Annotated in this window: 15 protein-coding genes; 5 read left to right on the top strand and 10 right to left on the bottom strand. The window is 66.8% G+C overall.

Annotated elements, in window-relative coordinates; genetic code table 11:
• The first annotated feature begins 10 nt into the window (after nucleotides 1–10).
• The 4 genes from E1N52_RS05870 to E1N52_RS05855 all read left to right on the top strand — a co-directional run bounded on the left by E1N52_RS05870 (nucleotide 11) and on the right by E1N52_RS05855 (nucleotide 2,987).
• Nucleotides 11–1,147 carry a hypothetical protein gene (locus tag E1N52_RS05870; RefSeq protein WP_133181040.1) on the top strand — a complete coding sequence of 379 codons (1,137 nt, stop codon included), beginning with the start codon at nucleotides 11–13 and terminating at the stop codon, nucleotides 1,145–1,147.
• Nucleotides 1,148–1,367: 220 nt separating this feature from the next.
• Nucleotides 1,368–1,952: an ankyrin repeat domain-containing protein gene (locus E1N52_RS05865; RefSeq protein WP_165979340.1), complete on the top strand. Its 585-nt coding sequence runs from the start codon at nucleotides 1,368–1,370 to the stop codon at nucleotides 1,950–1,952.
• A 76-nt stretch (nucleotides 1,953–2,028) separates the two neighbouring features.
• Complete coding sequence (locus E1N52_RS05860; RefSeq protein ID WP_133181037.1) at nucleotides 2,029–2,781, top strand: hypothetical protein; 753 nt, start codon at nucleotides 2,029–2,031, stop codon at nucleotides 2,779–2,781.
• 26 nt (nucleotides 2,782–2,807) lie between these two features.
• Nucleotides 2,808–2,987: a hypothetical protein gene (locus E1N52_RS05855; RefSeq protein ID WP_133181035.1), complete on the top strand. Its 180-nt coding sequence runs from the start codon at nucleotides 2,808–2,810 to the stop codon at nucleotides 2,985–2,987.
• Between the two features lie 24 nt (nucleotides 2,988–3,011).
• Here the strand turns inward: E1N52_RS05855 and E1N52_RS05850 are convergent, their stop codons facing one another.
• From E1N52_RS05850 to E1N52_RS05825, 6 genes are all read right to left on the bottom strand, one after another.
• Nucleotides 3,012–3,626, bottom strand: coding sequence for a hypothetical protein (locus E1N52_RS05850; RefSeq protein ID WP_133181033.1), 615 nt, complete (start codon nucleotides 3,624–3,626; stop codon nucleotides 3,012–3,014).
• Between the two features lie 39 nt (nucleotides 3,627–3,665).
• A complete protein-coding gene (locus tag E1N52_RS05845) occupies nucleotides 3,666–4,532 on the bottom strand; it encodes an AraC family transcriptional regulator (RefSeq protein ID WP_133181031.1) in 867 nt (288 codons plus the stop codon).
• 120 nt (nucleotides 4,533–4,652) lie between these two features.
• Nucleotides 4,653–4,916: a hypothetical protein gene (locus E1N52_RS05840; RefSeq protein WP_133181029.1), complete on the bottom strand. Its 264-nt coding sequence runs from the start codon at nucleotides 4,914–4,916 to the stop codon at nucleotides 4,653–4,655.
• A gap of 22 nt (nucleotides 4,917–4,938) precedes the next feature.
• A complete protein-coding gene (locus tag E1N52_RS05835; protein ID WP_133181027.1) occupies nucleotides 4,939–6,009 on the bottom strand; it encodes an MBL fold metallo-hydrolase in 1,071 nt (356 codons plus the stop codon).
• Nucleotides 6,010–6,239: 230 nt separating this feature from the next.
• Entirely contained in the window at nucleotides 6,240–7,379 is a 1,140-nt protein-coding gene (locus tag E1N52_RS05830; RefSeq protein ID WP_246088968.1) for an NHL repeat-containing protein, read from the bottom strand.
• Nucleotides 7,380–7,511: 132 nt separating this feature from the next.
• Nucleotides 7,512–8,468: a LysR family transcriptional regulator gene (locus E1N52_RS05825; protein WP_133181025.1), complete on the bottom strand. Its 957-nt coding sequence runs from the start codon at nucleotides 8,466–8,468 to the stop codon at nucleotides 7,512–7,514.
• Nucleotides 8,469–8,569: 101 nt separating this feature from the next.
• On the opposite strand from E1N52_RS05825, the gene E1N52_RS05820 reads away from it, so the two are divergent.
• Complete coding sequence (locus tag E1N52_RS05820) at nucleotides 8,570–9,034, top strand: RidA family protein (protein WP_133181023.1); 465 nt, start codon at nucleotides 8,570–8,572, stop codon at nucleotides 9,032–9,034.
• An 87-nt stretch (nucleotides 9,035–9,121) separates the two neighbouring features.
• Here E1N52_RS05820 and E1N52_RS05815 read toward each other — a convergent pair whose 3' ends face one another.
• The 4 genes from E1N52_RS05815 to E1N52_RS05800 all read right to left on the bottom strand — a co-directional run bounded on the left by E1N52_RS05815 (nucleotide 9,122) and on the right by E1N52_RS05800 (nucleotide 13,815).
• Nucleotides 9,122–10,222, bottom strand: a complete 1,101-nt coding sequence (locus E1N52_RS05815) for an NAD(P)H-dependent flavin oxidoreductase (RefSeq protein WP_133181021.1) — start codon at nucleotides 10,220–10,222, stop codon at nucleotides 9,122–9,124.
• Between the two features lie 29 nt (nucleotides 10,223–10,251).
• Entirely contained in the window at nucleotides 10,252–11,532 is a 1,281-nt protein-coding gene (locus E1N52_RS05810; RefSeq protein WP_205965575.1) for an MFS transporter, read from the bottom strand.
• Nucleotides 11,529–12,737 carry a YbfB/YjiJ family MFS transporter gene (locus tag E1N52_RS05805; RefSeq protein ID WP_133181020.1) on the bottom strand — a complete coding sequence of 403 codons (1,209 nt, stop codon included), beginning with the start codon at nucleotides 12,735–12,737 and terminating at the stop codon, nucleotides 11,529–11,531. Before E1N52_RS05805 ends, E1N52_RS05810 begins: the two co-directional genes overlap by 4 nt.
• A 151-nt stretch (nucleotides 12,738–12,888) precedes the next feature.
• Complete coding sequence (locus tag E1N52_RS05800; RefSeq protein ID WP_133181018.1) at nucleotides 12,889–13,815, bottom strand: LysR family transcriptional regulator; 927 nt, start codon at nucleotides 13,813–13,815, stop codon at nucleotides 12,889–12,891.
• Between the last annotated feature and the right edge of the window lie 77 nt (nucleotides 13,816–13,892).

The raw sequence follows: 13,892 nt of genomic DNA, 5'->3' as shown, positions 1-13,892 counted from the left end.
AGCACACATCATGAACATCGTCCCATCACTGCGCCACTTCGGAAAGCTCGTCGCCGCGCTGACGATCGTCCTCGTACTCGTTTGCGCGGTGATGGCGGGACTTGCGCGGCTCGGCGTTCACGTACCCGATCACGCGATGACGAGTGTCGCGTGGCACGGCGTGCTGATGCTGCCGGTCTTTTTCGGCGCGCTCGTCAGCCTCGAACGCGCGGTCGCGCTGCAGCGATCGGTTTATCTGCTGGCGCCCGCCTGCGCGATCGCTGCGGGCATCGTGCTGATCGCAGGCGCTGCGCCCGCGGCCGCGCAATGGCTGCTCATCGCGGCGGCGAGCGTTTCTCTCGTCGCGAGCCTGCAGGTGTTGCGCAAGCAACCGGCCCTCCATCTTGGCGTGCTCGCGCTCGCGGTGCTTGGCTGGTGGTTCGGCAATCTGGTCTGGGCGATGACGAACGATGTTTCGTCTTCCGTGCTGTGCTGGCTCTCGTTTCTGGTTTTGACGATCGCCGCCGAGCGGCTCGAACTCACCCGCATGCTGCGACTGCCGCGCGCCGCCAAATATGCGTTTTTTGTGCCAGTCGCCACGATGATCGCGAGCCTGCCCTGGGCGCTATGGAAGCCCGAATACGGAACGCGCCTGTTCGCGGCAGGAATCGTCCTGCTCGCCTTGTGGCTGGCCAACTATGACATTGCGCGCAGGACGGTGCACCAGCGCGCGCTCACACGCTTTATCGCGGTGTGTCTGCTTGGTGGCTATGGCTGGCTCGCGCTCAGCGGCGTGCTCGGCCTCGCCGGTGCGCTGATGCCGGGCCATCCATGGCATGACGCCGCCCTCCACGCGCTCACGCTCGGCTTCGTGTTTTCCATGGTGTTTGGCCACGCGCCGGTCATCGTGCCCGCGCTCACGCGGCTGCCCGTGAAATACCATCCGTTGTTCTACGCGCCGCTCGCCGTGCTCCATGCGGGCCTTGCCATGCGCGTGACAGGCGGTCTCGCCGAACTGTTCTGGCTGCGCAAGGCAGGCGGCATTGCAGGCGCGGCAGCACTGGCGCTCTTCGCGCTGACGCTGATAACGGCCGTGCTCGCAGCGCGCAGGGACCGTACCCGGCGTCACGGCGGCAGACGCGTTTCGAACCCGACGCATTCGTCGTAATCCACCGCACTAACGCGTTTCGATGGGAACGCAGTGCGTATCGGTCTCCTAACATTCTTCGCCTTTTTTTGCTGCGGACGAGAATCAACAAAAGAACGCTCATTGGACGATACGGATAGAATTCACGACATTCCGGCAGTTGCTCCAATGCGGCGGGACCATGACGAAACCATCGAGGACAGCTCTTTTTTCCGCAGCCCGCCTATGGGACTGGAAGACCGTGGCTGCACTATGTGCAGCGGCACCCGAACTCATCGAGGCGAGCGATCCGCAAGGCCATACCGCGTTGCACCGGGCGTGCGCAGTCAAGCCTGGCAGCAGCGCCACGCTACATGAATCGAACGGCATCGCCACTGTGAAGGTTCTGCTCGAACGCGGCGCGGCTCTCGAACAGGTCGTGCCAATGGACGAAGACGAGGGCGACTTCCGCGCCACGCCGCTCTGGTACGCCGTGGCGCGTGGAGAAAATTTCCCGCTCGTCGAGTTCCTTCTCGAACAAGGCGCCAACGCCAGTTATTCGCTTTGGGCAGCGGTATGGCGCGATGACGAACGGGTCTGCCGCGCGCTGCTGAAAGCGCGGCCTCAACTGAACCTCAAGGCGCACGGAGAAACGCCGCTTTTCTATGCCGCGCGGCTCAAACGGCTCGCTACCCTCGCGCTGCTGATCGAAGCGGGAGCCGATCCGTCCATTGCCGATCCGCAAGGCCGCGATAGCATGGCGATTGCGCGCGAACGCAAGCTGCCGGCGGGTATCATTGAAAAGCTGGAGTCGCTGCAGCGCAAACTGCACGGGCGTCGCCATTGATCCGCCAGCTTCGGATCAATTCGACCGCTTGCGACACGTCACACCCAATCACGCACCACACTGGGCCCTCTCGTCAATGCGCATTTTCGGAATCAGCCTTTACGTCATCATTGCCCTGCTCTTTGCAGTGCATGCCATCCGCAACCAGCAGAACATGTACTGGCTGCTGATCCTGTTTCTTTTCCCCGGCCTCGGCAGCCTCGTCTACTTCTTCGTCATTTATCTGCCGAGCCTGCGCCAGTCGCGCGGGGCGAGGGCAACAGGCCGGGCCATCTCGCAACTGGTCGATCCCAACCGCGCGGTGCGCGAAGCACGCATGGATTTCGACCGCGCGCCGACTGTCGCGCACCGTATGCGCCTGGGCGCTGCGCTGCTCGACGCGGGCAACGCCGTCGAAGCGCTCGAGCATTACCAGGCGGCAGCGACCGGACCGTTCGCATCCGATCCCGCCTTGCTCGAGGGCCTCGCGCGTGCGCAGTTTGCCAACGGTAATGCCGTGGCCACGCAGGAGACGCTCGAAAAGCTGTTCGCCGTCCAGCCTGTCGCCCGCCAGCAGCCGGATCCCACCTTGCTGTATGCACGGGCGCTCGCCGCGAATGGCGCAGCGGGCACGCGCGCCGCGTTCGAAGCCGCGCTCTCGTGCGCGAGCGACGCCGCCCCGCGTTGTCTCTTCGCCGACTGGCTGGCAAAGCAGCCCGGCGACGCCGACCGCCAGCGCGCACGCGAGCTTTACGCCGATATCGTGCACGACGCGAAGCACTGGCCGCGTCACGCCCGCGAGCATAATAGCGAGTGGCTGCAACGGGCTCAGGCCGCGTTGAGCCGATAGCGCAGACCTTCCCCCGAGGAGCCGCCGTGCGAGAAACCACCGTCAAGTTCAAACGCGGCATGTTCACCGGGCTCTTCAGTGGTGTCGCGCTGTTCTGCGTGCACCCGTTCACGGCCCGCCACCCATCGCTGGGCATCGTGGCGTTTGCGGGCGGCGCTTGCGCATTCGTCGGCACCCAACTGGCGAACTGGTTATACCGGCCGTAACACGAGCGCCGGTGCGCCGCGCAATCACATGCGCGAACGCATGCCCGTATGCGCCAACGCGCGCCGCCGCACGGCCATCAGCGTGCAAATCCAGATCGACGCAGCGAGGTTGACGGCCGGATAGAACGCGACGGCCACCGTCCACTTCTCCAGCGCCAGCACCGCCAGCAGATATTTGAGAACGCACAGCGCGAAGTAGAGCAGGCTTTCGCTCCATGGATCACGGAGCGTCTTGCGCATGGTCGGACCGAGACCCGCGAGTTCGATCAACGTCACGATGACGACCGAGAGCGTGGGGTCGGCCGTGAGCAACCAGACGGGAATTGCCGAAAACGCGGCGCCAAGAAAAAGCCAGTCGGTTTTCGTCCAGTTTTTATCGCCGCGAAAGATGCTCGCCACGAACGTAAGGAAACACGTGAAGGCGATGGCCGCCGTGCACCACGCCGAAGGCCCGGCGCCGGCCACGAATTGCGCGGCGGCCGCAATGGCCGTGACGACCGACCAGACGAGCCACGTAAAGAGATGCGGACGGATGGTGCGCCGGTAAATCGCGAGTCCGTACGGAACGGCCGCGAAGAGCGAGATGGCCGTGCCCGCCGCGCCAAAGAGCGCCGCGCTGTCATGGTGTGCGCCAGTCATCGAGCCTGAAATCGATATGAGATTGCTTGCGGGATGCGTCTAAGCCGGCGTGTCCGTATCCATGCGCGTGCACATGCGCCGGTAGGTGGCCGGTGTCATGCGGTACGCGCGGCGAAACCAGCGGCCGAGATGGCTCTGGTCGGCAAAGCCCACTTCCGCGGCAACCTGGGCCGGCGTATGGCCCGCCGCCAGCAGCCTGCGCGCGGCGCGCAGGCGCAGGCGCACGAGGTACGCATGGGGCGACGTGCCGAACTCGCGCTGGAACAGGCGCGTCAGACGAAACCGGTCGATGCCCGAGCTATCGACGAGTTCATCGAGCCCGATGTTCGCGCTCATGTGTTCGTGCAGGAGGTCGCGCACACGGGCCAGCGAGGGCGGCGCGGAGGTCGCCGCCCCGGCCGTATCGAGCAGATGCCCGCCCAGGTGCTCCAGCATCCGGTCGAGCGCCTCGTCGCGCGCGAGCCGCCCCTCCTCGCCGTATAGCGCGAGAAATGCACGGCGGATCGCATCGGTCAGGCGCGGGTCGTCCACGAGCGTCTGGCCGAAAGCCGCCGCCACGCCGCCCAGGCCCGCAATGTTCAGCCTGCGCGCCGCACGCTCGACCCACGGCTGCGGCAGGTAAAGCATCGCGTAGGTGAAGCCGCCCGGCTCGGGCGCGTGGCCATCGTGCAGCGCGCCCGGCTCGATCAGGATCGCCCGGCCCGGCACGCTCGTATGCAGCGACCGATGACACTGAAAGCGCTGCACGCCCTGCTCCGTATAGCCGATCAGCATGTCGTCGTGATCGTGGGGGTCATAGGCGTGGCCGCTGAAATGCGCGCGCAAACTTTCGATGCCCGTTTGCGCATCGCGCCGCGCGACGAGCCAGTGATCGTTCCGGCCCTCAAGCACCGTGGCGTTCGTCATGGCAAGCCTGGCTCCTCGTTCCCGAATCCTTTCCCAAGGGCACGAGTGTACGCCAGCCATGCGCGGAGGACCGAACGTGGCCTCGTCGGCGTTATCGGCGCCGGCTCTCCACCATCGGGTTCAGTCGTCGAACTCGCCGGCCTGCAGCGCTTCGTCGAAATCGGTGATCCACGGGGCGAAGTGGTCGGTGTCGTAGGTGGCCGTCTTGCCGTTGGCGATCCGTGTGACGGATACCTGGCGGATCGCCGCGCGCTCGCCGCCGTCGGCCGTTTTCTCGTTGTCCGAGATCCGGAACTCGCCCAGGTCGAGCCCCCGGCTCGCGAGCACAGCCTTGACGTCTTCCTGTTCGTCCCAGGAAAACTCGGCGAAGTCGTGGGCTGTCATGTTCGTCTCCTCCAGGGCGTCATCACGGGCTGCACGGCGCAACGGGCAATCCCTCGGCCTTCCAGCGCAACATGCCGCCAGCGAGATTGGCCACCTTGCCGAAGCCCGCCTTGGTCAGCAATACGCTTGCCTGCGCGGAGCGCACGCCGGAGCGGCACACCGCCACGACCGGCCGGTCGCGATCGAGCTCGTCGATGCGCGCCATCAGTTGCGAGAGCGGCACGAGCTTCGCATCGGGCAGATGGCCGAGATGGTCGATGAACTCGGGCGCCTCGCGCACGTCGACGATCTGCAGCGCCGCCGCATGCTCCAGCAACGCCATGGGCTCGATTTCCCACACGCCGCTAAAGCGCAGCGTGAGCGGCGCCCAGTCGGGCGTTTCCTGGATCGGCGCGTCGCCTTCGGGCTTGCCGCAGCGCAGGTTGGCGGGCACCGCAACGGCCATCTGCTTGGGGTGCGGCAAATTCAGGTTGTGCATGTAGCCCGCGAAATCGCCGAGATCGACGTCTCCGCCCAGGCGCGGGTTGAAGCGCCGCTCCTCCGCCACGCTCGTGACCGTGATGCCGCGATAGTCGTGCGCCGGGTAGAGCAGGCAGTCGTCGGGCAGCGTGAGGATCTGCTCGCGCACGGAGGTGAACAGCTGTTCCGCGCTCCCGCCCTGAAAATCGGTGCGGCCGCAGCCGCGTATCAACAGGCTGTCGCCGGTGAAGGCCATGCTTGCGTCGTCGAGCACGTAGGTCAGGCAGCCGCTGGTGTGACCGGGCGTGGCGCGCACTTCCAGATACCGTTTGCCGAAGGCGATGCGATCGCCGTGCCGCAGTGGACGGTTCACGCCCTCGGCGCCCACCACTTCGGCGAGCGCGATTTGGCTGCCGCTGCGCTCGCGCAAGCGCCACGCGCCCGTGACATGATCGGCGTGCACATGGGTGTCGAGCGTCGCCTGCAGGCGCAGGCCCAGTTCCTGCAGCAGCGCGAGGTCGCGCGGCACCTGCTCGTAGACAGGGTCGATCAGCAGCGCCTCGCCGCTTTCGGGGTCGCCGAGCAGGTAGGTATAGGTGGACGATACGGGGTCGAAAAGCTGGCGAAAGATCATCGCGGCTCTCTGTGGAAGCAAACGTGTGGTTCGCTTTCCAGTATGCCGCATCCGGTTTCGGCCCGGCGGCTCGACGTGCGAGATCTACCCGCGTTTGTTCGGCAGCGAACCAAAGGGCCGCAAGGTCGCTCGCCGCGATGCGGCTAACCGCTTGCCATTGCCCGGCCCGCCCGCGCGCCTCGAAGCGAGCCGTAAGTCGTGACGTCGCGTTGTTGTCGATCAGTTGTCGGTCAATTACCCGTACGCAGCGTCCAGACTGTTGCCGCATTGGTGGTGTCGTCTACGGCGGCAAACTGCGAGTGGTGCTGGCTGTCCATGCCAAATGCGAGCCCGAACGCAGAACCCGACGTGGGATCGACCGACATCTGCGCGACGAACTGGCCGTCCACGGTGAATTCGACGATCTCGCTGGGCTGTTGCGGGTCGGCATTCACGGCATCGCCGTTGGCCGTGACGAGATGCCCGTTGGGGGCGAGCGCAAGGGCAAGCGGTCCGTGCAGGTGCGTGTTGTCCTGATAGATCAGCCTCCCCACGCCGCCGCTATGACTCGCACCCGCCGCGCCGTAGATGGCGAACACGGCGTTGTCGCCCGTCGAGGCGACGTAGAGCACGTCGTGCTGGCCGTCATAGGCGAGCCCCGTCGGGCCGACGACCAGTGCATTCGGATCGGTGCGATGCATGTAGCCCGAAGCGACGATCGTCGAGGACGGCATCTCCGTCACGCCGTTCTCGCCGATCGCGAGGTCGATCCGCGCGACGGTGCCGTTGAGCACGTCCGAGACGAAGACCTTCACGACTTGCCCGCCGTCGATCACGGCGAGGTCCCAGGGGCCGTCGAGCAGCCGCACATCTTTCAGTTCCTTGACGAGCCGGCCCTGCGGATTGAGGACGAGAAGCGAGCCCGGCGCGATGACGTCCTTGCCGTTCGTGGTCGGCACGTTGCCCACCAGCACGAAGCCGCTTCTCAGCACGGCGAGCGCCGTCGTGAGACCAAGGTTGGCGCCCTGGAAGAACGTCACTGGCGGGCTATTCGGAACGAGCTTCACGATCGTCGTGCCGGTGCCTTGCAGATTCGATTTCGCATTGAAGTTGGACACCACCACGTCGCCGGGTTTGAGCGTGCTCCATGAGGGCACGCCGACCGGTACGAATGCAATGCCGTAGGGATTGACGTCGCCGTTGGTCGGAACGGTCGACGAAGTCGCGAACGGCGGCGGCAGGATCGCCTGCAGGTCGTCGGCGCGGACCGTTCCCAGCGAAAGCGCGAAGAGCCCGGCGCCCAACGCCAGGTCACGCAGTCGCGGTACGAGCGCCGCCCGATTCCGGCCGAAGTAAGAACGACATGCAGACAACGAGCGAGAAGCTTTCATCTGACACCTCCTTCTCGCGGGGACGGTCCGGAACGCCAGGACGACTCGCGCGGCCAGTGAACGCACCGTGCTTCGCGCGCCCCGCGTTTTGCGTAAACGATCCAGCGGCGAGGCTATTCCGCTAGTCGCGCTTCAACGCTTTGCCATCCCGATTTTCGCTTTCGGCACAACCGCGGGCGCCGCCAGCTGCTCCACCAGAAAATCCACGAACGCCCGCACCCGCGACGTCAAATAACGTGCATGCGGATACAGCAGGATGAACGGCCGGGTACGCCCACCCTCCTCGCGCAGCACTTCCACGAGCCGGCCTTCGCGCAAGTCGTCCGCCACGACGAAGCGATACGTCTGGAACAGCCCCGCCCCCGCGCGCGCGAGCGTCACGCCGGCAAGCGCGTCGCCCGACGTTCCGTAACTTCCGCTCGTGATCACATCGCCATCTTCATTGACATTGCCGTCGAACGTCCACGCGAGATGACGTCCACTACTTGGCAGTTCGAACTGTATGCATTCGTGCGACTGCAGATCGGCCACCGTCTTGGGTACGCCCGCGCGCTTAAGGTAAGCGGGCGTTGCCACCACCACCATCTCCGCGTCTTCGAGCTTGCGCGCCACCAGGTTCGAATCGGCCGGCGCGCGCCCGCGAATCGCCAGGTCGAACCCTTCGTCGGCGAAGTCGATGTTGCGGTTGCTCAGATGCGTGTCGACGCGCACCTCCGGATAGCGCTCGCGAAACGCGGGCAGGAGCGGCAGCACGCGATAGTGCCCGTAGGGCGTGGGCATGCTGATGCGCAGCACGCCGGCCGGCGTGGTCTGCTCGCCCGTGACTTCACGCTCGGCGTCCACGAGTTGCGAGAGCGCCTGGCGGCACTGCTCGAAGTAGCGCCGCCCCGCATCGGTCAGGCGGATCTGGCGCGTCGTGCGCACGAACAGACGCACGCCGAGCCGCTCTTCGAGCCGCGCCACGGATCGGCTCACCGCGGCGGGCGTGACGCTCGCCGCATTGGCTGCCAGCGTGAAGCTGCCCAGCTCCGCCGCCTGGCAGAACAGTTCAATGCTGCCCAGCAGCAGATCGTCGAATTTGCGTTGCATGCCCTTTTCTCCTGATTGCTCCTGCTCGCGCCAGATGCTTTAGTTCTATTCTGATGCGTCCGACATGAGGCGAATGCTCACCACCACTCGAGGAGAACACTGTGTCCGTCGAACAAAAACTTGCCGATCTCGGTCTCGCCCTGCCCACCGCGCCGCAACCGCTGGGCAACTACAGAGCAGCTTCCGAGGCGGGCAATCTGCTCTTCATCTCCGGCCAGGGGCCGCTCCTCGACGGCAAGCTGCGCTGGAGCGGACGCGTGGGTGCGGAACTGACGCTCGAACAAGGCCGCGAGGCCGCGCAACTCACCGCCTTGAACGTGCTCGCGCAGATCAAGCGGCACCTGGGCAGCTTCGAGCGCCTGCATCACATCGTGCGCATGGAAGGCCACGTGAGCAGCGCCGAAGGCTTTCTCGAGCAGCCCGTCGTGCTCGACGCCGCGTCGGATCTCTTCGCCGCGGCGCTCGGCGAGAAGGCCGGGCACGCGCGCTCCGCGTTCTCGCATGCGCGACTGCCCCTCGATTTGCCCGTCGAACTCGTGGTGATCGCGCAGATTCTGCCCGCCTGAAGCCGTCTTTGCCGCCATCTAAAGGAACATCGGCACGCGCATCCATCGCGCGTGCCGATCTTCCCGTTTGCGTCGATCAAATACCGCTCAAGCCCACACCGACTGCAACCGTGCGATGCTCTCGCGCGTCTCACGCTCCAGTTGCGCCACCAGTTCCGCCGCCGGCAACGCGCGCGCGAGCGGCGCGGCCTGGCCCGCCCACTGCGCGCCGTAGCCGAACTCGCCCTTGGCCTTCGCAGCCGCGATCAGCGACTTACCGGCGTCGTACGTGATCGGATACGACGGAACGCGCGGCGCCTTCGGGTCCTCGCCTAGCGCGGTGAAGCGGTTGACGATGCTGCGCGCAAGCCGCCCCGAGATCGCCGACGTGAACGTCGTGTGGCGCGCCGCGTCGCCGAGTAAGGCAGCGCGATAGCCTTCGTCGGCCGCGCTCTCCGGGCACGCCACGAACGCCGTGCCCAGTTGCGCCGCCTGCGCGCCCAGCGCAAGCGCGGCCGCAATGCCCGCGCCGTCCATGATGCCGCCCGCCGCGATCACGGGCACGTCGAATTCGCTCACCAGCAGGCGCGTGAGCGCAAACGTGCCGAGGCCGTCGTCGCGTGCATTCTGATCGAACACGCCGCGATGGCCGCCCGCCTCCACACCCTGCGCGACGATCGCATCCACGCCCGCTTCCACCGCTGCGGCCGCTTCGTCGAGATTCGTTGCGCTCGCAAACAAACGGACGCCCGCGTGCTTGAGCTCGGCGATCACCGCATCGGGCGGCAGGCCGAAATGGAAGCTCACCACGGCCGGCTTCTCTTCCAGCAGCATGGTCTGCATGGCCTTGTCCACGACAAAGCTCGTGTAGATCTCCGAGAGCGACGCAGGCGGCTTCGCGCCGTATTGCTCGAACACCGGCGCGAGCCAGTCGAGCCACGCGCGCTCCACAGCCGCGTCGGCCGTGGCCGGGCGATGGCAGAACACGTTGATGTTGAACGGCTTGGCCGTCAGCTCGCGCGTCTGGTGGATCGCGCGGCGCGCGTTCTCCGCGTTCATCGCGGCCACGCCGAGCGAGCCGAGCGCGCCCGCATTCGACACGGCGGCGGCCAGCGCCGGCGTGGTGGTGCCCGCCATCGGCGCCTGGATGATCGGCTTCTGAATGCCGAGCGAGCGCAGCAACGCCCGTTCGTCCACTTGAGTGCTCATGTTGCGTTCCCTCCGGATGCGTTCCAGTTTCAAGCGTGAGCGCGGCGCTGCGCCCAGTGCGCGAGTCCGCCGCATGCGACCAGCAGCGCGCCGGTCGCGAAGAAAACCGCGTGCAGACCGAAGTGAACGCCGATCACGCCGCCGATCACCGGGCCCACCACCTGGCCGCTGAATTGCGCCGACTGCAAATAGCCGAGCATGCGGCCCGTTTTGCTTTCGTCCACCGACTGCCGCGCGAGCTTGCCGATGGAAGGCAAGAGGCCCGCGAGCGTCATGCCCATCACCACGCGCAGTCCCGCGAGCTGCCACCAGTGTGTGACGAACGCCTGCGGCACCATCGCGAGCCCCGTGAGCACGAGGCAGACGACGATCACGCGCCAGCTCCCGAAGCGGTCGGCCAGCGCGCCGAGGCGCGCCGCCGTGAGCATGCTGCCAAGCGCCGAGCATGCCATGACCACGCCCGCCACGCGCGCGAGATGCGCCGCGCCCACGCCCAGACTGCCGATATACACCGTGATGACGGGCTCGATCGACATGTTGGCGAGCAGCACCATCATCGCGGTCACGAGCAGCGCGGCCACCACCGCATAGTCGGGGCGCCGCACGCCACTGCCCGAACCGGCCGCCGCGTTGCTTGCGTGCGGTTTCGCGTCGCTTTCTGGATGAAACTCTTCCTTCACGACGAAGATGGTCAGGAGCGCCGCCACGGCGATCATCGCGCCCCCGGCGAAAAAGGTGCCGCGAATGCCGATCCAGCCGGGCAGCACGCCGCCCACCAGCGGCCCGACGAGATTGCCCGCGAGCGCGCCCGTGGAAAGAATGCCGAGCGCCCAGCCCGCCCGCTCGCGCGGCGCCTGGGTGCCGACCATCACCGTGGAAGCCGACGCGTAGCCACCCACGAGGCCGGCGATCAGACGCAGCGCGACGAGCTCGTACACATTGTGCGCCACACCGATCAACGACATCACCACGGCCATGCCGATGGCCGCGCGCACGAGCATCGGCTTGCGGCCATAGCGGTCGGCAAGGCGGCCCCAGATCGGCGCGGTGAGCGCCGTGCCGAGGAAGGTCGCGCCGAACGCCACGCCCGACCACTGGATCACGGCGGACTGCGAGGTCACGCCGAGCTGCCGCACGTAGAGCGGCAGGAACGGCAGCAGCATGCTGAGGCTCACGAGCGTCGTGAACGAGCCGATCACGCACACGACGAGATTGCGCCGCCAGTACTGCGCGTTGCGCTCCGAGTAGCCGCGCGGCTGCGGCTTTGTCTGCCGCAGCGCAGCCGCGGGAGAAGAGATGGTGGTATTCACTTGGCCCCCAACGCGGAGAAGAGATCGACGAAGAGCGCGAGCACGAGCGCCGCGGCGCCGATCGCGAACAGCACGAGGTAGTTGCCGCCGCTCGACGAGAACACGAACGACAGCCCGTACGCGGCAACCGCCTGCATCACGGCGAAGCTCGTCGTGGCGCGGCTCCACGCGGCCTTCACGGCAGACGGATGATGCGCGAGCAGCTCGTTCACGCGGCCGAGCACGAGCGGCACGATGCCGGGCGTGAAGGCGCCCACCAGCACGGCGGAGACCATCAGCCCCACCGGGCCGAAGAAGCCCAGCGCCGGAATCGCAACCGCCACGGCCTGCACCAGATACGCGACGCGCAACGCCGGACCGAAGCCCGAGCGGTCCGCAAGGTGCCCCGCTGCGAGCGGGCCGACGATCGCGCCGATGCCATACAGCACCCAGAACTCGGCACCGGCATCCACGCCGCGGCCCAGCCCGCGCGCCACGTAATCGACGAGGAAGATCATGTGCGGCACGAGCCCCACGGCGTTGAGCCCGTATTCGGCATAGAGCGCGCGCAGCTGCGTGCGGGGGTAAGCCTTGGCGTGTTCGAAGCGTGAAGGCGCGTGAGCATGCGCCGGCGTGCCGTGCTCGGGCCAGCCGTTCCACGCCACGGCCGTGAGCAGCAGCGAGACGACCGCGAGCCCGAGCCACGTGGCCGTCAGGCCCTGGCGCAGCAGAATCGGCACGATCGTGCCCGAGGCGGCAATGCCGAGCCCGATGCCCGTGAAGATGCCGCCGCTCGCGAAGCCGCGGCGCGCCGCCGGCACGTGCGCGAGGATCGTGGGTGCGGCGAGCACCATCAGCGCGCCGCCCGACAGGCCCGAGGCAAAGCGCCAGACGAAGAACCAGAGGAACGAAACGGGCACCGCGCAGGCGACGAACGCGATGGTCGCGAGCAGCATCATCGCGCGCAGGACGGTGGCGGGTTTGGCGGCGCGGACCATCGCGCCTGCGAGCAGCGCACCGGCCAGATAGCCGCCCAGGTTCGCGGCGCCGAGGTAAGCGGCAGTCGAGGCGGGGAACCAGTGTGCGCCGATGATCGCGGGCAACAACGGTGTGTAGGCGAAACGCGCGAGGCCAATGCCGATGAGGCTTGCGCTGGCCCCGGCGAGCGTGCCCCGCCAGACGTTGTAGGCCGCAGGCGCGGACGGATTCGAGACGGCTTGATGCATTAAGACTCCCGGGAGCGGCTGCAATGAAGCACCCGCTGAACATGGGAGCCAGTCTAGGTTAGTTCGCGCGGCGAGAGAATCGCCGCGACACGTAAGTCATTCTTCCGCGTCACGAACGAATGGGGTCGATATTCGCTCAGGCGAATGTCGCTCAATCGGCATCGGCAATGCGGCGGGCCTGCTCGAAGTACTCGCGCAGCCGGGGCGCGGCGAAATCGACGAAACTGCGCACCTTGGGCACCGAAAGGCGCCCGTGCGGCGTGACGAGATTCGCGGGCAGCGGCCCATGCTCGCTGTCGCGCAGCACGATCCTGAGCCGGCCCGCCTCGACCTCTTCGGCCACGTGATACGAAAAGAGCCGCGTGACGCCATGCCCCGCCACGGCCGAAGCCCGCGCCGCGCGTATCGTATTCACGATGAAGCGCGGCGAGAACTGCACGACCTGGGGCAGCGCGGTCTGACGCGCCGCCGGGAAGCTCCACGAGTCGAGCCCGAAATGCGTCATCGAAATGATCGGGTGGCTCGCGAGATCCGCGGGCGTCTCGATGGCCGGATGCGTGGCGAGATAGTCGGGCGAGGCAACCACCACACGCCGCACCTCGCCCACTGGAATGGCGACGAGCGTCGAATCCTGTAGATGCGCGATGCGCAACGCCACGTCGATGCCCTCGTCGATGAGGCTCGCGGGCCGGTCGAGCAGGTGCAGACGGATCGACACCTCGGGGTTGCGGTCGATGAATTCCTCGATCATCGGGCGCAGCACCTCCTCGCCCACGGCCACCGCTGCCGTTACACCCAGCAGCCCGCGCGGCGCGGAGCGCTCGTCGGCGGCGAGCAGGTCGGCTTCTTCGAGATCGGCAAGAATGCGCCGGCACGCCAGCGCATAGCGCTCGCCCGCCTCGCTCAGACGGATCGTGCGCGTGGTGCGGTACAGGAGCGCCGTGCCGGTGTGCTCCTCGAGAAACGCAATGGCCCGGCTGACTGCCGCGGGCGAGCGGCCGAGCCGGCGGCCCGCGCCCGCGAGACTTCCCTCGTCGAGCGTGGCGACGAAAACCTTCATGGCGTCGATTCGGTCCATTGCGCGTTCTTGGCTGGTGGTCGCTTCGCTTTGTGAATTGCGCGTCGTTCTTTCGCGTCTGCCAGACTTTGTATCAT

It is taken from the genome of Paraburkholderia guartelaensis (genome assembly GCF_004353905.1).
Lineage (GTDB): Bacteria > Pseudomonadota > Gammaproteobacteria > Burkholderiales > Burkholderiaceae > Paraburkholderia > Paraburkholderia guartelaensis.
This window is presented reverse-complemented; position numbering and strand designations above follow the sequence as displayed.